Origin of the sequence: Nostoc sp. ChiQUE01b (assembly GCF_034531255.1) — a bacterium.
Classification (GTDB): Bacteria; Cyanobacteriota; Cyanobacteriia; order Cyanobacteriales; family Nostocaceae; genus Nostoc.
On sequence record NZ_JAVRBM010000002.1, the window covers coordinates 1 to 21,466 of the forward strand.

Annotated in this window: 19 protein-coding genes; 7 read left to right on the top strand and 12 right to left on the bottom strand. The window is 43.5% G+C overall.

Going from position 1 to position 21,466, the window contains the following annotated elements:
- Positions 1-94: 94 nt before the first annotated feature.
- Positions 95-556 (bottom strand): transposase, encoded by a 462-nt coding sequence (locus RMY63_RS01805; protein ID WP_322727051.1) that lies wholly within the window; start codon positions 554-556, stop codon positions 95-97.
- A 177-nt stretch (positions 557-733) separates the two neighbouring features.
- Between RMY63_RS01805 and RMY63_RS01810 the strand changes: the two genes are divergently transcribed.
- Positions 734-937, top strand: coding sequence for a hypothetical protein (locus tag RMY63_RS01810; RefSeq protein WP_322727052.1), 204 nt, complete (start codon positions 734-736; stop codon positions 935-937).
- 92 nt (positions 938-1,029) lie between these two features.
- Here RMY63_RS01810 and rpmB read toward each other — a convergent pair whose 3' ends face one another.
- The 4 genes from rpmB to metH form a co-directional block, all read right to left on the bottom strand.
- Entirely contained in the window at positions 1,030-1,266 is a 237-nt protein-coding gene (gene rpmB / locus RMY63_RS01815; protein WP_322727053.1) for a 50S ribosomal protein L28, read from the bottom strand.
- A 199-nt stretch (positions 1,267-1,465) separates the two neighbouring features.
- Positions 1,466-3,454, bottom strand: a complete 1,989-nt coding sequence (gene htpG / locus RMY63_RS01820; RefSeq protein WP_322727054.1) for a molecular chaperone HtpG — start codon at positions 3,452-3,454, stop codon at positions 1,466-1,468.
- Between the two features lie 222 nt (positions 3,455-3,676).
- Complete coding sequence (locus RMY63_RS01825; RefSeq protein ID WP_322727055.1) at positions 3,677-4,318, bottom strand: class I SAM-dependent methyltransferase; 642 nt, start codon at positions 4,316-4,318, stop codon at positions 3,677-3,679.
- Positions 4,319-4,699: 381 nt separating this feature from the next.
- The gene (metH, locus tag RMY63_RS01830; RefSeq protein ID WP_322727056.1) at positions 4,700-8,230 is read right to left on the bottom strand and encodes a methionine synthase; all 3,531 of its coding nucleotides are present in this window, start codon (positions 8,228-8,230) and stop codon (positions 4,700-4,702) included.
- A gap of 181 nt (positions 8,231-8,411) precedes the next feature.
- Here metH and RMY63_RS01835 point away from each other — a divergent pair, with 181 nt between their 5' ends.
- Positions 8,412-9,194: a hypothetical protein gene (locus RMY63_RS01835; RefSeq protein ID WP_322727057.1), complete on the top strand. Its 783-nt coding sequence runs from the start codon at positions 8,412-8,414 to the stop codon at positions 9,192-9,194.
- A 31-nt stretch (positions 9,195-9,225) separates the two neighbouring features.
- Positions 9,226-9,648 carry a DUF488 domain-containing protein gene (locus RMY63_RS01840; protein WP_322727058.1) on the top strand — a complete coding sequence of 141 codons (423 nt, stop codon included), beginning with the start codon at positions 9,226-9,228 and terminating at the stop codon, positions 9,646-9,648.
- A 50-nt stretch (positions 9,649-9,698) separates the two neighbouring features.
- Here RMY63_RS01840 and RMY63_RS01845 read toward each other — a convergent pair whose 3' ends face one another.
- The gene (locus RMY63_RS01845) at positions 9,699-9,851 is read right to left on the bottom strand and encodes a hypothetical protein (protein ID WP_322727059.1); all 153 of its coding nucleotides are present in this window, start codon (positions 9,849-9,851) and stop codon (positions 9,699-9,701) included.
- Positions 9,852-9,964: 113 nt separating this feature from the next.
- On the opposite strand from RMY63_RS01845, the gene RMY63_RS01850 reads away from it, so the two are divergent.
- Complete coding sequence (locus RMY63_RS01850) at positions 9,965-10,594, top strand: DUF4126 domain-containing protein (protein WP_322727060.1); 630 nt, start codon at positions 9,965-9,967, stop codon at positions 10,592-10,594.
- 51 nt (positions 10,595-10,645) lie between these two features.
- On the opposite strand, the gene RMY63_RS01855 is transcribed toward RMY63_RS01850, so the two are convergent.
- Complete coding sequence (locus tag RMY63_RS01855) at positions 10,646-10,807, bottom strand: hypothetical protein (protein ID WP_322727061.1); 162 nt, start codon at positions 10,805-10,807, stop codon at positions 10,646-10,648.
- Between the two features lie 74 nt (positions 10,808-10,881).
- On the opposite strand from RMY63_RS01855, the gene RMY63_RS01860 reads away from it, so the two are divergent.
- Positions 10,882-11,181 carry a 30S ribosomal protein PSRP-3 gene (locus tag RMY63_RS01860; protein ID WP_013190996.1) on the top strand — a complete coding sequence of 100 codons (300 nt, stop codon included), beginning with the start codon at positions 10,882-10,884 and terminating at the stop codon, positions 11,179-11,181.
- Between the two features lie 10 nt (positions 11,182-11,191).
- On the opposite strand, the gene RMY63_RS01865 is transcribed toward RMY63_RS01860, so the two are convergent.
- The 5 genes from RMY63_RS01865 to atpD all read right to left on the bottom strand — a co-directional run bounded on the left by RMY63_RS01865 (position 11,192) and on the right by atpD (position 18,496).
- Complete coding sequence (locus RMY63_RS01865) at positions 11,192-13,072, bottom strand: serine/threonine-protein kinase (RefSeq protein ID WP_322727062.1); 1,881 nt, start codon at positions 13,070-13,072, stop codon at positions 11,192-11,194.
- A 154-nt stretch (positions 13,073-13,226) separates the two neighbouring features.
- A complete protein-coding gene (locus RMY63_RS01870) occupies positions 13,227-13,865 on the bottom strand; it encodes a Uma2 family endonuclease (protein WP_322727063.1) in 639 nt (212 codons plus the stop codon).
- A gap of 253 nt (positions 13,866-14,118) precedes the next feature.
- Positions 14,119-16,224, bottom strand: coding sequence for a flotillin family protein (locus tag RMY63_RS01875; protein ID WP_322727064.1), 2,106 nt, complete (start codon positions 16,222-16,224; stop codon positions 14,119-14,121).
- Positions 16,225-16,477: 253 nt separating this feature from the next.
- Positions 16,478-16,891: an ATP synthase F1 subunit epsilon gene (atpC, locus tag RMY63_RS01880; RefSeq protein WP_322727065.1), complete on the bottom strand. Its 414-nt coding sequence runs from the start codon at positions 16,889-16,891 to the stop codon at positions 16,478-16,480.
- A gap of 156 nt (positions 16,892-17,047) precedes the next feature.
- Complete coding sequence (atpD, locus tag RMY63_RS01885; RefSeq protein ID WP_322727066.1) at positions 17,048-18,496, bottom strand: F0F1 ATP synthase subunit beta; 1,449 nt, start codon at positions 18,494-18,496, stop codon at positions 17,048-17,050.
- Between the two features lie 805 nt (positions 18,497-19,301).
- On the opposite strand from atpD, the gene modB reads away from it, so the two are divergent.
- Complete coding sequence (modB, locus tag RMY63_RS01890; protein WP_322727067.1) at positions 19,302-21,110, top strand: molybdate ABC transporter permease subunit; 1,809 nt, start codon at positions 19,302-19,304, stop codon at positions 21,108-21,110.
- A 154-nt stretch (positions 21,111-21,264) separates the two neighbouring features.
- A complete protein-coding gene (locus RMY63_RS01895; RefSeq protein WP_322727068.1) occupies positions 21,265-21,435 on the top strand; it encodes a hypothetical protein in 171 nt (56 codons plus the stop codon).
- Positions 21,436-21,466: the final 31 nt, after the last annotated feature.

Here is a 21,466-nt window from a genome sequence, read left to right on the forward strand (position 1 = left end):
TGCTATGGAAGATGTGCTTCGCACAGCGTCCTAATCGCCTTGTCCGTTGCTATATCATTAATTAGAAATAAGAAAAGGCAATTTACAGCAATTTTCAGGTAAATAGACCACAGTGATTGAACCAAGCGAAGGCATCATCTTCAGTAATGTAATTGACAGCAAAAGCCATTGCTTGGTTGAGTGATTCGGTGGTGCGTGCCTCACAGGAACGGAGAAATTGCTTCAGTTTAGACCAACACAGTTCTATAGGAGATAAATCTGGAGAGTAGGGGGGCAAAAACTTGACTTTTGCACCGACGGACTCAATTGCAACTTTTACTCGTTCGGGGTGATGAATTTTCAGATTATCCATGACCACGATAGCCCCTTTCCACAACTGAGGTGCTAAGACTTGAGTCACATAAGTGAGAAAAGCTTCAGTATTTATACTTCCTGGCACAGTCATTGCTGCAATCAGTCCATCAAGGTTCAAAGCACCAACCAAAGAAACGTTTCCTCCCTTGTGTCCAGGGATACTATCAACTGCTCTTTCGCCATCAAAGGCTCTGGCAAACAACCCGCGCAGCGATTGATAAATTCAACCCCGCTTCATCCTCCAAATTAGGTTAACTGGTAAAGTTTTTCTTTCATTTGGGATGAAACTTGAGGATTGGGAACTCTGATGATTGAATATTGGCTACTGCTGCGATCGCTATTCGTAATATTATCTAGTTAGCTAGCTACGGTAGCCAAGATGTCGCAGCGAATCAAAGTGTACTCCTACTCGATATACCACTCGTCAAATTCATATATTGGTATTGCTCTTGCCGAAAAAGCTTTGCAGGGTTTACCTGTTAATATTGAACGACGACCAGTCTACATACCGAAGGAACGCGGGATAAAGGTAGCTGACCTGCAAGGACGAAGTGAAAAAACTTACTTGCTACTGAAGATGTAATAAACATTAGGGGCGCACAGCTAGCTATGCACCCCTATGAATCACCTAATATTTCACCTTGCGAAAGTTTTGGGTTCCGAAATCCACATTGCTTAGTAATGATTCAGGTTAATGCCAGCTTTTTTTGCCATTGCTTCTAACCCATTAATTTGTAGGGTTTTAATTGCTTTGGTAGACAGCTTTAATCTTACCCAGCGATTTCCACCTTCCCACCAAACCCGCTTGTCTTGAAGATTAGCGTGCTGAAGGCGTTTAGTACGGCGGTGGGAGTGGGAAACAGAAAAAGCGTTGTTTGCCTTCTTACCAGTTAGTTCACAGCGACGGGACATAGCTACTATCTCCAGATTGTTATTTTAATACAACCTTTCCATTTTAGGTCTAAGGCAGCAGAAGTGGGGAGATGAGGGAGATAGGGGAGCAGGGGGAGCAGGGGGAGCAGGGGGAGCAGGGGGAGCAGGGGAAGCAGGGGAAGCAGGGGAGAAAAAACTCCTAACTCCTAATTCCTAACTTCCCACTCAGCACTCAGCACTACTTACTTGCTTGTTCCGTCAGCTTGGTGAGTACCTCATTTGAACGCTCGACGAAGGATTTCATTCCCTCAGCGTCAAATCCTTTCTGAGACATCAGGGCCAAATCGTAGACGTGTTGGCAAATCAAGTTGACTAACTGAGCTGTAGGCGATTCACCGTCACCTTGAATGATACTACCTTGGTTCAGATTTGACAGATTTTGAATCAACGGATGAGCAGTATTCACCAGCAAAATGTGATCTTCAGGAAACTCTGCTGACTGCTGCTGCATCATGGCGTTCATTTCCCGCAGGCGGCGGAGAATTTCTGGTAAAAGCACGATCGCAGGCGGTGTACCTTGAGGATCGTCTGATTTTAAAGCTTCGGTACGGATGTTGAGTTTGGGTTTGTTGAGGGATTTCTCAAATAACTCTTTGATCGTCTCACTGCGAGTTTTGTTCGTCTTCGGATCGACAATTTCCGTAGCTTTGTCTTGTTCTAGCAGGGTATTATCTAAATCTGAGTCTACCCGCGTAAACTTGACATCCTGATATTCCCGCTCTAGGAAGTTGATAAAGTGGGTGTCGATGAAGGAGTCCATAAACAGGACTTCCAAGCCTTGATTTTTGTGCAATTCTATGTATGTAGATTGAGTTGCTTCATCGGTACTGTAGAAAACCCGGTTTTCGTGGCGTTCTTTGTTGCGTTCTAAATACTCTTTGAGCGTGGTATAGGGAGCGCCGGGTGCTGAATTCTCAGAACTGGGTGAAGGAGTGATATCTTGCCAAGCATCCCCCTCTGAAGACTGAACTTCAACCACTGGCGTTTCAGCCGCAACTTTTTCTGTCAGCTTGGCGGTGGTGCGGAAGACGATGATATCTTCGATTTGTTTTTTGAATTTCTCATCGTTGAGAGCGCCAAATTTTACAAAAGTACCGAGGTCTTTCCAGGCGCTAATGTATTGTTCACGATTATCGCGGAAAAGTTCTTTGAGGCGATCGCCTACTTTTTTGGCGATGTAGTCACCAATTCGCCGCACGGTGCGATCGCCTTGCAAGGCACTACGCGAAACGTTTAGGGGAATATCGGTACTATCAATCACACCCCGCATCGGCATCAGAAATTGCGGGATAATTTCTTCGCAGTTGTCGCTGACAAAAACTTGATTACAAAATAGCTTGATCTGCCCTTTGGTAACATCTACATCCGGTCTCATTTTCGGGAAATATAAAATCCCATTGATGATAAAGGGATAGTCGGTATTTAGATGTACCCACAATAGTGGTTCTTCTTGAAAAGGATACAGGTAGCGGTAAAACTCTAAATAATCTTCTTTAGTCAGATTACTCGGAGATTCTCGCCACGGTGCTTTTTGCTTATTTACTACTTCACCGTCCAGTTTAATTGGGACTGGCAAAAAGTCGCAATAGGTCTTGACAAGATTTTTAATCCGTGCTGATTCGAGAAATTCCTCTTCTTCTCCTTGCAGGCTGAGAGTAATAGTAGTACCGCGAGTTGTTCGCAGCGAGTCTTCTATGGTGAATGCTGGGGAACCATCGCAAGACCAGTGAACCGCCTGTGCCCCTTCTTGATAAGATAGGGTATCAATTTCTACCTTTTGCGCCACCATAAAGGAGGAGTAGAAACCAAGACCAAAGTGACCGATGATCGGTTGATCTGATTTGCCTTCATACTTATGAATAAATTCTTCAGCACTAGAGAAGGCAACCTGATTGATATATTTCTTAACTTCATCTGCGGTCATTCCGATACCGTTATCGGAGATGGATAGAGTTTTCTTATCTTTGTCAATGGCAAGTTCAATTTCTGGTTCGCCGATGTCTCCAGCATAATCTCCAGCGCGGGATACCATTTTCAGCTTTTGGATGGCGTCTACAGCGTTGGATACCAGTTCCCGCAAGAAGATTTGGTGATCTGAGTAAAGCGACTTCTTGATGATCGGGAAAATATTCTCAGTATGAATACTGATAGTGCCTTGTTCTAGCATAATTGGTAATTTTCGATGTTAGTATCTGAAATGATGATAGGGGCTAATATAGCCTATCCCTCTGTTTTCCAGGATAAACCCGGAGAAGATAGAAGGGTATGATACCAATTAGGATTTTAAAAGCATAACTTAGGCAATCGCACCTTTTTTGAGCATTGTTTGCCGCCATTTTCTGATTCGGATTCCCCTACTTCCAACTCCCCACTCCCCACAGATTGCTGTTTAAGTATTACTAAAATTCTTCTCCAACACCAAAAAATAGTGGTATGGATAACTAGGATCGATAAATTCTTGCTTAACAGTTAATCCAGCTTTGGCAACAGAGTTTAAAATCCGCTTTTTGGGATAACCTTTCAAACCCATTTCCCAGTAGTGTTCGTCACAGACGGGCGTTGTACTCCAGAATTTTGGGACATTGAATAGTAAATACCTTGGTCTACCTGAGAAAGAAGTTTTCACCTGAAACGAGAGGTATTGAGTGCAATAAGGAATTGAAATCACCAAAAATTTCTTAGTTGCTTCGGCAAGTTTTCTCAATGCTTTTTCTGACTGTTCATAGGGGAAATGTTCCAGCACTTGAAACAGAACAATCGCATCAAATTTATCTTTTGGTAATGAAAAATCTGTAGTCAAATCCAAAATTATTTCTGGTTTGAGGCTAGGGTCAACATCAGCAGTAGAGACGTTGTATCCATTATTCTTCAGAATGTCTGTTAACAGAGAATTAAAAATCCCAATTTCCAGAACGTTTTTTACCTGATTACCCAGCGAAAAAATTAGACGCAACTGATGATGGTAACTGATGAGGCGATTTTTGGATAAATATTCTGAATTTCTAATATCTAACGAGGTGATGAGTTGCATAAATAAGCCTACCTAAGCTGAGAGATTAACAAATTTGGTGGGTATACAACTACAGGATTCCCGGAAAAATCATGAAAGTAACAGTACCTTGTTTCGTTTGTATATAATACATCTCCTAGAAGGCAATACGCTTGGGTTTGTGAAAAATTGCTTTGTTGGGTTTCGTTCCTCAAACACCACTTGCTTCTCCCAAGGGGAGACGCTGCGCGAACAAGCCGGGGAACCCGTCCAACGCAGTGGCTCCCCAACCTACACTAACACCAAGCGTATTGGGTTACAGCAGTTTTCATGTATTTGAACCACATTTGTTGTAGGGGCGCAAGGGCTTGCGCCCCTACCGCGTGGTCTATTTACCTGAAAATAGGTGTAAGACGTAGGATTCTACGCGCTAAAGTATTTTGCTACCGGGTGATAGGTAATAATCGCAGTAGTAGACTGTTCTGGATAAAGTTGTTCGCTTTCATCCATATACAAGTTAATTCTGTCAGTCTGCAATAACTCCAGTTGTTTGTACTGATCCTGAATATTTGGACAAGCTGGATACCCAAAACTATACCGTGAGCCACGATAGCGTTGTGCTAATATATCCCGAATATTATCGGGTTCCTCAGCAGCAAAACCTAACTCTCGGCGAATTCTGGTGTGTGTCCATTCAGCTATAGCTTCTGCAACCTGCACCGCCATACCGTGGAAATATAGGTAATCAGTGTATTGGTTATCAGCAAACAGCTTTTGGGCGAACTCTGTGGCAATTTCCCCTACAGTCACCGCCTGCATCGGGAAGACATCAATAATTCCCGACTCCTTTGGTGCAAAGAAATCTGCTATGCACAGCCGTCTTAAAGATTTCTGTCTGGGAAACTCGAAAGTTGCAACCTGTTGTGATTGATTCTCTGAGTTATATATATGTAGAGAATTCCCCTCGGCTTGACAAGGGAAATACCCATAAATCACCTGGGGATGCAACAGATTCTCTTCAATAATTCGCTGTTTCCAAGTTTCTAAAACTGGGTAAACTTTCTCAGCTAAGAAAGCCTGATATTCTTCTTTAGATTGTTCCTTTGGTTTGCGGAATTGCCACTGTCCAGCAATCAAAGCTTGTAAATCCAAGTGCCAGAATATTTCCTGGATGGGAATATCACTAGGCTGCAACAACTTCGTTCCCCAGAAAGGTGGTGTGGGACGTTCAATATCTATCGCTACAGCATCAGAACGTCGCGTATCTACTTGTTTTGGTTCAGTAGATACTGTTTCTTTAGCAGCTGTAGTTACTGATTCTTTGTGACCATTAGTCGAAACTTCAGTCGTTTCTATTTCATTCAAAAATCCCTGCAAATCTTGCCAGTTACCAGCGGCTTTTGCTGGCATTAACTTATCCATGAAGTGCAAGTCAGAAAAGGCATCTTTGCCATAAACTACTTTGCCTTTGTAGGTGTTTTGGCAATCATCATGCACAAATTTGGGAGTTAGCGCCGCACCACCTAAAATCACAGGGACACTAATTCCCTTTTCGTTGAATACCTCCAAGTTCTCTTTCATGAAGGCAGTGGATTTTACCAGCAAACCACTCATGGCAATACAATCAGCTTTGTGCTGTTCGTAAGCGTTGATGATGTTTTCTACCGGCTGTTTAATTCCCAGGTTAATCACCTTATAGCCGTTGTTGGACAAGATGATATCCACCAAGTTTTTACCAATGTCGTGGACATCGCCTTTGACTGTGGCAATGATAAAGGTTCCCTTGGCATTATTACCTGATTCTGATTTTTCCATGAACGGTTCTAAAAACGCCACCGCCGCTTTCATGGTTTCCGCAGATTGCAAGACAAAAGGTAGCTGCATTTGTCCAGAACCGAATAATTCCCCGACAACTTTCATGCCATCTAGCAGAAAGGTGTTGATAATTTCCAAGGGGGGATATTCTTCTAAGGCTTTTTTGAGATGTTCTTCTAAGCCTATGCGTTCGCCGTCGATGATATGGCGTTTGAGACGTTCTGGGATAGGGAGACTTTCATCTAAGGAGCGATCGCGTTTTGTTGTCACCCCGGCAAACACTGTGGTAAGCTCTCCCAAGGGATCGTAAACGCAAGCATTACCCTCAAACTTCCGTTCGTCATAAATCAACTGCCGACAAATTTCTTGATGGCGTGACTCAATCTTCGAGAGCGGTAAAATCTTGTTAGCGCTGACAATGGCTGCATCCATTCCCGCCGTCGTCGCTTCGTGCAAAAACACTGAGTTCAACACCATCCGCGAGGCTGGACTCAAACCAAAGGAAATATTGGAAACACCCAAAATTACATGACATCCAGGCAATTCTTGACGAATGCGGCGGATGGATTCAATTGTGGCTTTACCGTTTTCTCGGTCTTCTTCAATCCCGGTGGAAATGGGTAACGCTAGGGTATCAAAGAATATTTCTGTGGGTGGTATGCCGTATTCTACAGCTTGACGGTATGCACGCTCTGCGATCGCAAACTTTTTGTCTGCTGTCCGCGCCATCCCATCTTCATCAATAGTACCAATGACTACACCAGCACCGTACTTTTTCGCCAACTCCAGCACTTTCAAAAAGCGCGGTTCCCCATCTTCGTAGTTGGTGGAGTTCAGCAAACACTTACCACCAGCAACCTTTAAACCCGCCTCCATCTTTTCCCATTCGGTGGAGTCAAGCATTAAAGGTAATGTCACATTATTAACAATGCGCGAAACTAGTTCGTGCATATCTCGCACGCCGTCACGTCCCACATAATCGACATTGACATCGAGGATGTGTGCGCCTTCTTTGACTTGCGCCCTCGCCATTGAAACGAGTCCATCCCAATCTTCAGCATTTAGTAAATCGCGGCACTTTTTGGAACCACTGGCGTTAAGACGTTCGCCAACAATCAAGAAAGAATTATCTTGGTCGTAAGGCTGAGTGGTGTAAATTGATGCTGCTGCTGGTTCTAAACTAGGTTGTCTAACTTTTGGCTTCAGACCTTTAGCAAGTTCTGCCAATTGTTGAATGTGTTCTGGACGTGTCCCACAGCAACCCCCGATCACTTGGACACCCAAATCTTCAACAAAATGCATTAGTGACATCCGTAATTCTAACGGTGTCAGGCGGTAGTGCGCTTGACCGCCGACGTTCTCAGGTAAACCCGCGTTGGGTATACAGGAAACGATGAAAGGTGAATGTTCTGCCAGATACTTGATATGTGGTTTCATCAAGTCTGGGCCTGTGGCACAGTTTAGACCGAGAATATCTATTGGGTAATGTTCCAGAATTGTCAGCACAGCACTGATTTCGGAACCAACCAACATTGTGCCCATGCTTTCCATTGTCACAGACACCATTAACGGCCGGCGATCGCCTTTTTTGGCAAACACTTCTTCAATGGCATTCAGCGCCGCCTTAATTTGCAGCACATCTTGGCAAGTTTCCACCAAAAATAAATCAACACCACCATCCCACAGCGCCTCTGCTTGTTCAGCAAAAGTAGCTTTCATGGTGTCAAAGTCAATATGTCCCAAGGTAGGGAGTTTCGTTGTCGGGCCGATGGAACCTGCCACAAACCGGGGTTTTTCTGGCGTGGAAAATTCCGCAGCGACACGCTTCGCCAATTCTGCGGCTGTCTTGCTGAGGTAATAGGCTTGGTCTGCCAAGTCATATTCTGCCAGCACCAGGGACGTACTGCCAAAGGTATCAGTTTCAATGACATCAGCACCAGCAGCGAGAAAGTCGCGGTGAACCTTAGCGACAGCTTCGGGGTTCGTGTGGACTAAGTATTCGTTACAACCTTCATACTGTGGGCCGCCGAAGTCTTCAGCAGTCAGGTTTTGGGTTTGTAAGTTGGTTCCCATCGCCCCGTCGAAGACGAGGACTGGGCTATTTGGACTACGCAGGCGTTCAAGGAAAGGATGAGTCATATTTTCCTAGAAGAAATGAGCAAATCAAGTGAGTCTTGTGATACTCTACTTACTTTAATTATTTTCCAAAATTTTGGGAGTTTCGGCAGTATTTAATCAAAATTTTTTGATTAAATACTGGAATTACTTATGTGTCTATAATATCACTGGATAGTGAGCTAGTTCATATAGAGGTTCTTCTATGGAAAAAAGGAAAATTTTGATTGCAACTAAAACATACCCTTCAATTAGCACCAAATATCAAGAAACAGTCTGTACAGCACGAGTTTTATTAGATGATGAGGAGAAACCAGTTCAGTGGATTCGCATTTATCCGATTCGTTTTCGTCAATTAGATTTTGATCAGCGTTATCCAAGATGGTCAATTATAAGTGCTAAAATAGAAAGAAATGACAAAGATTATAGAGAAGAAAGTTTTCGTATAGATGATTCTTCGATAGAAGTAATACGAAAAATTGATACCCGCAAGAATTGGGAAGAGCGAAAAGCCTTGGTTCTGCCACTAGAATTCAAATCTATTCGGGAGATTAAAGAGCAAGGTAAGTCTCTCGGTATTATTAAACCACAAATTATAAAAAAATACTTCTGTAAGAAGGAAATAGAACGGGAGTGGAAACCAAAACAGCAAGCAATATTAGCTCAAATGGACTTGTTTGAGCCTTCAGTACAATTAGATAAAATTCCTTACAAGTTTGGTTACGAATTTATTTCTCCAGATGGAGATAAGCATCGTTGTACAATAAATGATTGGGAAATTCAACAACTTTATAGAAATTGTAGAGATAGATCAAATGAGATAAGTATGGACAATAAAGAAAAGGAGGCTTTAGAAAAAGTACGCCAAAAACTAGAAGACGAATTTTTAAGCAAAAAAGATTTATACTTTATTATGGGAAACCTAAAAAACCACAAAAATAGCTTTATGATTATTGGGATATTTTACCCACCAATAATAAAAATATAATATTTAAACTTTATTGTTCCAGGAATGAAAAATGAAGATTAAAGATATTGCCAAAACAAGATGCATACTTACCTTCGGATATGGCAATCGCAAAGACTACGATGCCTTCTTGGAATATCTGCAAAAGTTTGATGTGGGATATGTTGTTGATGTGAGGATGGTTCCTCGTGCTTGGAGCCGGAAATGGTACGGCGACAAAATTAAAATATTCTGTGAATTAAATAATATTGAGTATATTTCTAAAACTGCTTTAGGTAACACATCTGGTAAAGAAAATTGGATTCCAGTAAATCAAGAAGAAGCAGATAAAGCTCTACATGAAATTGCACAAGTTGCTCAAACGGGTAATGTTTTACTCTTGTGTGCTGAAATGAACCCGAATCGCTGTCATCGGAAAGAAGTGGCTGATTGCTTGGGAAACTTAGTATCAATGCCTGTTAAGCATTTAGAGTAGTAAACTAAAATTTTATCGATACTTAGGGAAGAGTGTTTAGTAATCTCATTTCACAAGAAACGCTCGATCGCCTTTAACGTTGGTGGTGCCGCAGCTACGCCCGTCGTAGACATCGCTATTATCAGGTGGGCAATATTATAGATTTCTCGTAGAGGTATGGCATTGCCCATTGACAGAGGTAAGGTTTCACTGATTCTACACATAGTCAGATGAAATGTTTTCGCCAAGTTTCTTATCTTGGGATCACAGCTTAGAGTTGTTACTTTGTTCAGCTCAAAGATGGAAAAAACACCAGGAGTATAACTTGAGTCCTACTATGGATTTAAATTCTTTGTTTAATCTAAATACATTTATTGAATTATTACTGGGGATTAGTTTGAGCGCGGCGGCTGGCTTTCGAGTATTTGTACCCCTGCTAGCATTGAGTGTGGCTTCAGTTTTTGGACATTTAGATTTGCCGACTGACTTTGATTGGCTGGAAACACCTCAAGCTGTAATTGTATTTGCAGTCGCTTGTTTGCTAGAAATTATCGGTTATTACATTCCTTGGTTAGATCATCTGCTGGATATTGTTGCCACTCCTGCGGCATTTATCGCTGGTACAATTGTAACAGCATCTGTTGCTCCAGAGATGAATCCACTGGTGCAATGGACGTTAGCTTTAGTTGCAGGTGGTGGAACCGCAGGATTAACTCAGGGATTAACAAATTTATTGCGGATAAGTTCTACTGGCGTTTCAGGTGGATTAACCAATCCTGTTGTGTCAACCATTGAATTGGTCATCGCAATCGGACTGTCTGTGCTGGCGCTAGCTTTACCAGTGGTAGCAGGAACGATGGTGATTGGTTTTCTAATAATAGCTATTCAAAGAATCTGGAGTTTCTTCTTCAATAAACCATCTTCTCAAACTAACGAAACCGTCTCTCCATCAAGAGAATTGGGATAAGTACTTATGGATTTGTTTCTTGAAGGAGGCAGGAGGCAGGAAGAACCCCACTCAACCGAGAACTGCTATATTGTGACTAGGCGAAATCTGCTGCATGGTGGAGATATTATGCCAATAGAGTGCGATCGCTTTATCGATGGCTTGCTCGATCTGATTATTCATCCCAGCAAGAGCGTGAGATGCTGACTTCAGCACTCCTGAATGTTTGGTCATTTGATAGGGTATTGCGTTAAAATAAGCGATCGCTATCCTAGTTAAGTAATGCCCGGAAATTCCCGGAGGTGTGATTGACCAAGTTTATTTTAAAAATTCTCTGGTTAGACGAAAACGTTGCTCTAGCAGTAGACCAAGTTGTAGGCAAAGGCACCAGTCCTTTGACTAAGTACTTTTTTTGGCCCAGAAATGATGCCTGGGAAGAGTTAAAAAAGGAATTAGAGTCCAAACATTGGATTACTGACGTGGATCGTGTTGAGTTGCTTAACAAAGCGACAGAAGTGATTAACTACTGGCAAGAGGAAGGCAGAAACCGTCCAATGGCAGAAGCTCAGTTGAAATTTCCAGAAGTTGCCTTCACAGGTAGCGCCTGATATTACAAAATTAGCTGTTGTGCTGTTCTACAAGCTGCCACAGTTTGATAGTCTTGTCCCGGCTGCCGCTTGCAATTAATTGTGTAACTTTGCTCACAGCAACAGCAGATACTGAGTCTACGTGCCCAGAGAGAGTAACAATCTCTTCTGCTGTGCTTACCTTCCAAAGTTTAACTGTTTTGTCGCAACTTGCACTTAGGAGCGTTTCACCATCGGCACTAAAAGCCACAGCCACCACAGACCAAGAATGGCCTACAAGTGTGCAAATTAGCTGACCAGTGTTTACCTCCCACAATTTAATAGTGTTATCATCACTACCCGTCGCCAAAATTTGACCATCGGGACTAAAAGCGACTGTCAAAACCGCCCATGCATGACCTGAAAGGGTGCTTAACAAGCTATAGCATGGGCGGTTTTGAACAAGAGGCAAGGGGGCAGGGGGAATGTCCTTTGCCCCTTGTGAGTGGTCTTTTAACTCAGCACTATTTATATCCCCCTGCTCCCAGCTAAGAGCTCCCCTGCCTCTTGCTAATGTAGGTATCTGCCACAGGCGAATTGTTCTGTCATAACTAGCGCTAGCTAAAAGCTGTCCTTGGGGACTAAATGCTACTGAATTTACTTGTAATTGGTGTCCAGTTATGGTGCAAATTTCTGTGCCAGTATTTACATCCCAAAGTTTGACTGTCTTATCCCAGCTACCACTAGCGAGAATCTGCCCATCTGGACTAAAAGCAACTGATTTGACAGCGTGTGAGTGTCCCAAGAGGGTGCAGATTTCCTTTAATGTCTCAATCTCCCACAATTTAATAGTTTTATCATCGCTAGCAGTTGCCAGAATTTGACCATCAGGACTGAAGGTAACTGATTTTACAGCTTGGGAATGTCCTGATAAGCTAGCTAGAACTTTTTTGTTATTTAAATCCCACAACTTGATGTTTTTATCATCACTACCACTGGCTAAAGTGTAACCGTCAGGACTAATGGCAATGGTATTCACACTACTCAACACACCAGAATGTCCACTCAGGGTATGCAAACATCGCCAAGCAGGAGGTGGTAATTTAAAATTTTGAGTTTTACATTCCATACCCATTGCTTGCATAACTTCATCAGCCGATTGAAAGCGTTGGTTAACAGCATTTTGTAACAGCTTATTGAGGATTTGCGCCAAGCGTAGACTCTTTGAGTCTTGTCGCCAAACATCGCTTACCTTAGTAGTAAGATATTGTTGCCAAACCCAGCAATCATTTGCAATATCAAATAAATCAAAGGGAGAAATCTGGGTAAGTAAGTAAATACAAGTTACACCCAAGCTATATAAATCACTAGAAAAAACCGCTTTTCCTCTGGTTTGTTCTGGTGCAGCGTATTCTGGACTGCCGATACTGGTTTGTGATGTTAGCCGATCAATTTCTGTGAAGATTTTCGCAGTGGAAAAATCGACTATGACGAAATCCCCCTTCTTGGTTATTGGGGATCTACGGATGATATTTTGGGGTTTAATATCGCGGTGAATGATGTGGCGATCGCTAATCAACTGAAAAACTGGCAACACATCTTCTAAAAGTTGCCAAATCTGAGTTTCATTAAAAGCGCCTTCTTCTTCAACCACTTGAGCTAAATTAGTGCCTGCAATAAACTCCTGCACTAAATAAAAATGCCTGTTATGCTGAAAATAATTTAATAAGGTGGGAATTTGCGGGTGCTTTCCTAATTCTTCTAGCTGTTGCCCCTTCTGTTGAAAATTTTTAAATGTTTTGTCTTCTTGCGATAATTCTTGAACGACGCAAGGAACTGGCGGAAACTGACCTTCATCTACAGCGAGGAAGGTTTTGCAGAATCCCCCTTTACCAATCTGTTTGAGTAAACGATAACGTTCTTGTAACAGCAAAATTTTCCTGCCAAAGTTATCAACTGTTTATGGTGGGTGACAAACACACTCAGCTATTGTAATTGAGCCTTTGAATTCTCGTACTGGCGATCGCTTTGACAGTTATCAGTTAGAGACCGTTTATAAAATAATTGCAATGTAGACTGATTATCTATTAAGCTTGATTTTCTGCATCAAATATTTGTGATACTTTGAAATTGAGTTGACCCAATTGTGGAGATATAACTAAATTACTACCAGCAAAGTTACCTGTCTCAGTGTAAGTTTTGTCAGTAAGTTCTAAGATTAATATAGTTTTAGTTTCGGGGTCGATAATCCAATATTCAGGAATACCACAATCTTGATACTGCGATCGCTTGGCGATAAAATCTCTATTTCGTTGCAATTCTCCTGGACTAACCCTTACGGGTTCGTCAGTTGCTTCAACGCGGGGAACCCGCGCAACGCACTGACTCACCACTTCAATCACCAGTAGAGGAGGTAGCATCTCTAAGCGAATAGTATTACGTTTTGCTAACTGCTGAATATGCTCTTGGCGAATAATTGTCAAGTCAGGATAACGATTTCTGGGTTCTCCTCTGACTTCCAGTTCTAAACCATGTCCTCGAACTCGATCAATCCCTACAATCATCGCAAAAATCAGGAAAAGACGATTTGCAATCTGAACATTAGTTCCTGATTCTGGAGGCATCTCGATTAACTCTCCATTAAACAACTCATGAAGTTTATCTGAGCCATCATCATAAGATAGGTATTCTTCAAAGCTTTGAAATCTATGTTTAATTTGTACCATCGGGGTTGCTCCATGATCAGTCCGAATTCTTTTCAGCTAGGCATTCATTGTGCTGAAATTCGGTTTCAGACTACAGACGGCACAACGAAACATTATAGCTGGTCTTTTTCTATCAAATCTCCTTAATAACTAATTAAGCGGACATGATATGACCCACGCTTGTGCGTAAGTTCTAACCAATTTGAAATAAAAATGGGACAGATGTTATGGGTAGGGTAGCACAGCTGTGCTACCATACTGGATATTGCTAATGTTACTTATCCGCCGGAAAATTCACAATTATAGGTGGAAGACCGTTTTCTGCGGGAGATTGTGTTTGGGTAACTACCGGTTGTGGATGTAAAGGTGTTGGTTTCAATTCACCCTTACCAGTTTGATTCCATAAAATCATCGATAGTAGCCCATCTACTAAGCCGTTATTACTGCCGTTACTGCCAACTAAGACATCTGGAATCAAACGGACATTGCGATCGCCGATAATCTGCATTAGTTGCATTGCTGTATAACCTTGTGGCCCCAAAGCTTCTACACCAGCGCGGTAGGTTTCAGCTTTGGCGTTACCTGTGGCCCGAATACCTTCAGCCTCAGCAATTGACCGGAGTTTTGTTCCCTCAGCTTCACCAGTGGCCTGCTTAATTTGGGCTTGGGCTTTCAGGTCAGCAATATGTACACTCTGCTCCGATTTCACCATTTCTTGCTGAATATCAGCCAGTGCCGTTTCCCGGACAAGCTGCTGCCGTTGGGTTTGTGCCATCTGCTGGACTTCATAAGTCTTGCGTTCTTCTTCGGCAATTTTCCGGTCTGTCTGTGTCTGCATCAACGACGCCGGTGGCTGAATATTGCCAATGAGGGTATCAATTGCTTGCACGTCATAAGCCCGTAGCGCCGTTCTAATATACTCAGATGCTTCTGTTTGACGCTCACTCCGAGCGTTCAAAAAGTCTAGGACAGTACAGTTTTGGGCTGAGTTGCGGAAATAATTACCGATGCTTGGCTCTAGAACATTATCAACCAAATTTTGCATCGAGCCAACACGAGAAATTACCTTCGGAGCATCCAAAGCCCCAACATGAATAATTTGTGATACTTCCAAATTAAAAGCAAACCCATCTTTAGAACGTACAGTCAATGCTTCTAACTCGGCATCATATTTATGTCGCTCAGTCCAATCAGCCCAGTTCAGAACTATGTTAATGGTTGGTACTAGCTCTATTTTCATGACGCGTGTGTTCAACGGGTGCTTACCAGGATATAGGGGTTCAACCCACACGCCTTTATGTCCAGAATTAACTAAGTTCCCGTGGGTGAAAGCTGCGCCGCTAACATCTTCATGGGCTTTACCCACAAAGGAAATAACCACGCCTACGTACCCAATCGGAATTTCGGTCATCGGTACTGGCTCAATGCTGACAAACCAAGGATTTAGATTCCAAGAACCAGAAAGCAGAATCTGCTCTTGTAAGCCACGTCGCCCACCGCCCTCGATGAATTTTTGACCATTCTGGAAGTTGTTGTGTCCGCCAATTATGGGGCCAGCAATTTCACCACCAGGAATTGGCATACCATCCAAGGTTGTAATAATACCAACTTTGTCAGATGGTAGACTGTACACTCGTAACTGTTCTGGAGTCATGCCATGAGCGCTGGCGTTTGATCCCAAGATGACTTTAAACAGGGCAGTGTTGATGCGGTACGTACCAGCTGTCAGAAAACCCATTTGCCGCCCTTTTTCCCCGCCTTGGGTGAGGAATTTCCGAGCATCTTGGAAATTGTCACAATCGACGATTTTACCCAGGATGCGCTCTGGTGGATTGGATGCGCCGTCAGCTGCCACAATCAAGGCGATTTCACCTTGGGGGACAACAACTACCGACTCTTTACGAACCGAGTACTGCCAAGGCCAATAACCCCAGTGCCATCCAGGAGCCAGAGTATCTGCCTGTAAACCGGCTTCTCCGTTAAGGGCAATCAGCCCTCCGGCTGGAATTCCGCGCCCGGAAAGGGTAAATTTTCGGACGATAATGCCGACTTCACGTTCGCCAATGACTACAAGTCCGCCAAAGAATAGGGGGACGAATATGACGAAACCACCGACAAGGACGATGGGGATTAGTACAAAAGGATCAATCCCAGCAGCTTGATATTGAGTCTTGCTAGTTTGTAACTGGGCAATATTTACTTTAGTTTGACTCAGCTGGACTGATGGCGAAGTGATTTCTTTTGCAGTAGTTATTTTTACGGTAGTAGCATTGGCAGAATGAATACTACCAGCAAGCGCCAACGTTGCTATGGCTGATGCTGCAAAATGAGCTACCTTATTTTGTTTACGTGTACCAAGGCAAGATTGAAAACTTTTCATAATTTGTGCCCATTTGGACAACTAATTAGTTAAGTTAACACTCCACCAAGGCAAGCCTTGATTTCTTAAACTTGGCGTAATTTTTTAAAAAAATTCAGGACTTACGCAAGATGTGCCTGAAAACCTGATTATTCCGTAGCGGTAATTCATGAATTACCGCTACTTTCGTTATGTTTTGCGTAAGTCCTAAAATTAATAAATATTTTGTAGGTTGGATATTGCCCAACCTACAAAGTGGAAATAGAAAGTTAAATTAGACCGAACCGCCAGCAGCTTGAAACCGAGCGCGGGCCCGTTTGAAGGCTTGGTTCGCCTTGATTTGGGCTTGGCGATCGTCTGCGGAAACTTGATTCAAACCCGCTTCTGCTTGGTTGTAAGCAGTACGAGCTTCATCAAGGTTAATTTTGTCACCACGTTCAGCGCCGTTAACCAGAATTGTCACTTCATTTTCTTCGACTTCGGCAAAGCCACCCAAAAGAGCGATCGCTTCCCAATTCTGATTTTTTGCACCACGGACTCGCATGACACCAGTATCCAGGGCGGTTAAAAGTGGTGCGTGTCCAGTTAGGATACCTAGTTGACCAGTAGTACTGGGCAAAACGACTTCTTCAGCTGGAGCATCCCAGACTGTTTTGTCTGGGGAAATTACACGAACGGTTAATGTCATTTGTCCTTTGTCCTTTGTCCTTTGTCCTTTGTCTTTTGTCTTTTGTCCTTTGTCCTTTGTCATTTGTAATTGCCATTAGTCATTAGCCTTGAACTAATGACTAATGACTAATGACTAATGACCAGTGACCAATGACCAGTGACCAATGACTAATGACTAACCTTTGATTTTTTCAGCTTTGGCGATCGCTTCGTTAATGTCGCCAACCAAATAGAAAGCCTGTTCTGGTAGAGCATCCAACTCACCAGACAGAATCTTTTGGAAGCCTTTAATGGTATCTTCCAACTTCACATACTTACCAGGAGAACCGGTAAATACTTCTGCGACAAAGAACGGTTGTGACAAGAAGCGCTCAACCTTCCGCGCCCGCGCTACGATTAGACGGTCTTCTTCAGACAATTCATCCAAACCGAGAATGGCGATAATGTCTTGGAGTTCTTTATAACGTTGCAGAGTTGATTGCACCGCCCGGGCAGTATTGTAGTGTTCGTCACCGACAATGCTGGGCTGGAGCATGGTGGAAGTTGAACCAAGGGGGTCAACTGCGGGATAAATTCCCTTAGCTGCCAAACCACGAGACAGCAATGTTGTACCGTCCAAGTGGGCAAAGGTGGTAGCAGGTGCGGGGTCGGTGAAGTCATCCGCAGGTACGTAAACTGCCTGAATGGATGTAATGGAACCCTCTGTAGTTGAGGTAATCCGCTCTTGCAGTTCACCTACGTCGGTTCCCAAGGTAGGCTGATATCCTACTGCTGAAGGCATCCGACCCAGGAGCGCGGATACTTCCGAACCTGCTTGGATAAACCGGAAGATGTTGTCAATAAACAGCAGCACATCCTGCTTGTTCACATCCCGGAAGTACTCTGCTACTGTCAACCCCGAAAGACCAACCCGCATTCTCGCTCCGGGTGGCTCGTTCATTTGACCGTAAACTAAAGCAATTTTTGATTCGTTGAGGTTGTCTTTGTTGATCACCCCAGACTCAATCATTTCGTTGTAGAGGTCATTGCCTTCACGGGTGCGCTCACCCACGCCAGCAAATACGGATACTCCACCGTGCTGGGTAGCAATGTTGTTGATCAACTCCATCATGATCACGGTCTTACCAACACCAGCACCGCCGAACAGACCAATCTTACCGCCGCGTCGATAGGGAGTCATCAGGTCAACAACTTTAATCCCAGTCTCAAACACGGAAGGTTTGGTTTCCAGGTCGGTGAATTTGGGAGCAGAGCGGTGGATAGGTAAAGTTGCTTCAGCATTTACTGGGCCCCTGTTGTCCACAGGTTCGCCAAGGACGTTGAAAATTCGACCCAAGGTGGCTTTACCAACTGGTACGCTAATGGGAGCGCCTGTATCGGTGACTTCCAAACCGCGCACTAAGCCTTCAGTGGAACTCATCGCAACAGTCCGCACCTGATTGTCGCCTAGCAGTTGCTGTACTTCAACGGTGAGGTTGATTTCCTGTCCAGCTTCGTTGGTGCCAATAATTTTCAAAGCGTTGAAGATTTGTGGCAATTTCCCGCCGGGAAATTTAACGTCTACAACTGGGCCAATGATTTGGGTAATGTAACCAATGTTTGTTTTTTCTGCGGTTGTTACCATGCTGCGCCTAATGAGTGAAGCTAGATTTCAGATTAAGGTCAAAGAAGACATAAGAATAAGAAATGTCACCTTTCACTCTAGCATCGGACGGGGACATAACTCTCTTAGTAATTCCTTAAAAAAGAGTTTGGCAGTTAGTGGTTGTAGTCCTCATCCTGACCAGATTGACAGAATATGCTCAAGTTTATCCTAATTTCATTTTTCAGATGCGATCGCCTTAGTTATCCCGTGATATCATGTCCGGCAAAATACCTGTGATATGTAATTGCGAGTGGAACGGAGTGAAACCTTAGCCCAAGGCGTTCCCGAACGCGAGTGCGTCTTTGTCAGGAGAAGGGTAGCAATCGCTTGAGTCTGGGATTGCTTCTCAACTCTTGGAGAGGCTGCGCCAACGAGACGCAACTCTTAAAGAGGCAACTCTTGGAGACGCTCTTGCTAGCTTGCTTAAGAGCAGGGGTACGCTAACGCGAACACTCCGCTATCGCTGCGTACCCTTCCCTTCGGGACGCTGCGCGAACAAGAAGGCTTCGCCTACGCAATGACAACTATTGAAGCGGACATGAATATGATGTAGCGAAAGAGACCACTTTGTTCAATTTCCTAATTATTTACACTTACAAAAAAAAAGCTATATATCGAATTTTGATAATTTGATACCCAACTGAACGCAAATTTTGTTTAAAGTTTGGCTAGTTTTTGGGATTTTCTTGATTGATTGTGATGTAGTTTACCAACTTTTGCCAATATATATAAACTAAAGTTGGTAAATTAGGGATTAGTTGAGCTAATTCTTTCCCAGACAACTATGCCATTGGATCTATCGCCTCTTTGGATATCACTCAAAACTTCATTACTTGCCACATTTATCACCTTCTTTTTGGGTATCGCTGCTGCCTACTGGATGCTGGGATATCGTGGCAAAGGTAAATCGTTGATTGAGGGTATCTTTATTGCGCCCCTGATTTTACCGCCCACAGTTGTCGGGTTTTTGTTGCTACTATTTTTTGGCAAAAATGGCCCTGTAGGAAAATTCATGCAGACTTTTGACTTCAGCATCGTCTTTACTTGGTATGGTGCTGCGATCGCAGCCACAGTAGTTTCTTTCCCTTTAATGTATAAAACTGCACTAGGAGCTTTTGAACAAATAGATAGTAATCTGCTGCGAGTAGCTAGAACCCTTGGTGCAACTGAAACTACAATCTTTTGGCGCATCAGTTTACCCCTAGCACTACCCGGCATTGTCGCTGCCACAATGTTAGCTTTTGCCCGTGCTTTGGGAGAATTCGGCGCGACGTTGATGTTGGCTGGTAACATTCCTGGACAAACGCAGACAATCCCAATGGCGATTTATTTTGCGGTGGAAGCAGGAGCAATGAACGAGGCTTGGTTTTGGGCGATCGCAATTATGGTGATTTCTCTATCTGGAATTATTGCAGTCAACTTCTGGCAAGAATTGAGGGAAAGGAAGAGAGGAGCAGGGGGAGCAGGGGAAGCAGGGGAAGCAGGGGGAGAAATTCTTTATAGTCCGCACTCTAGCTTTGAATCTGGTGGATTGTTAGTCAATTTTGAAAAAATCCTTCCTAGCTTTGATTTAAAAGTTGCTTTCACTGCTGATGAGCAACCCTTGGGGTTGTTAGGGGGTTCTGGTGCAGGTAAGAGCATGATTTTGCGCTGCCTTGCGGGGATAGAAACGCCGACAAGAGGGCGGATAGTTTTAAATGGCAGAGTTTTGTTTGACTCGGAACAAGGGATTAATTTACCCAGTCGCGATCGCCGCATCGGTTTTTTAGTGCAGAATTACGCCCTGTTTCCCCATATCAGTGTGGCGCAAAATATCGCTTTTGGCTTGCCCAAAGGACTTTCTGCTGGTAGTATTCGGGTGAAGGTGGAGGAGCAACTAATAGCGATGCAGTTGCAGGGATTAGGCGATCGCTATCCGCACCAACTCTCAGGGGGCCAACAACAACGGGTAGCTTTGGCAAGAGCATTAGCAAGTCAACCGGAAGCGCTGCTTTTAGATGAGCCGTTTTCCGCACTTGATACCCATCTACGGAGTCAATTAGAGCAGCAAATGACAGAAACTCTGGCTGGCTATCAAGGTGTGACTTTATTTGTCACCCATAATATGGAAGAAGCTTATCGGATATGCCCGAATCTGTTGGTATTGGAGCATGGTAGAGCCGTTCATTATGGCAGCAAACATGATATTTTCCAGCATCCTGCTACTGTGAGTGTCGCCCAACTCACTGGATGCAAGAACTTCTCCCGTGCTGTTCACCAGTCATCGCAACAGGTGGAAGCGATTGATTGGGGTTGTACTCTTCAAGTAATTGAACCAGTCAAGAGCGAATTATCCCACATCGGCATTCGTGCCCATCAGTTCATTTTTACCAATGACTTATCACAGGAAAATACCTTTCCCTGCTGGGTAGTCCGAACAAGTGAAACGCCTCATCGAATGACATTGTTTCTCAAACTACATTCGGCTGGCAAGAACTCTCAAGATTACCATCTGCAAGCTGAAGTCTTTAAAGAAAAATGGGCAACGATGAAAGATCAACCTTTTCCTTGGTATGTGCGTTTAGATCCTCTGCGGTTGATTTTGATGGAATGAACGCAGAGATGCACGGGACGCAACGAAGCTGTAATAATGGAAAACTTGGCGGCAGTGATAGATTAGTTAAGCTGTTACGCATTTAATTTGTATATTTAGTCGTGAGAGTTGTCATTGGTCATTGGTCATTAGTCATTTGTATTTCAAAGGACAGATGACTAATGACAAAGGACAGTCTGAATGCAAAAATGTACAATCTAGACGCGCATCAGCTTATTTGACCATACATAGGATGATTATGGCAAGCAATAGCTTCAAACCCGCAGAGGCGGGTTTTGTCTTTATACCTGCAACTTCCAGTCGTCTGGTGCAAAATGTGAGTTAGCTGGCTTCCAAGACATTACAGTTGATGAGTC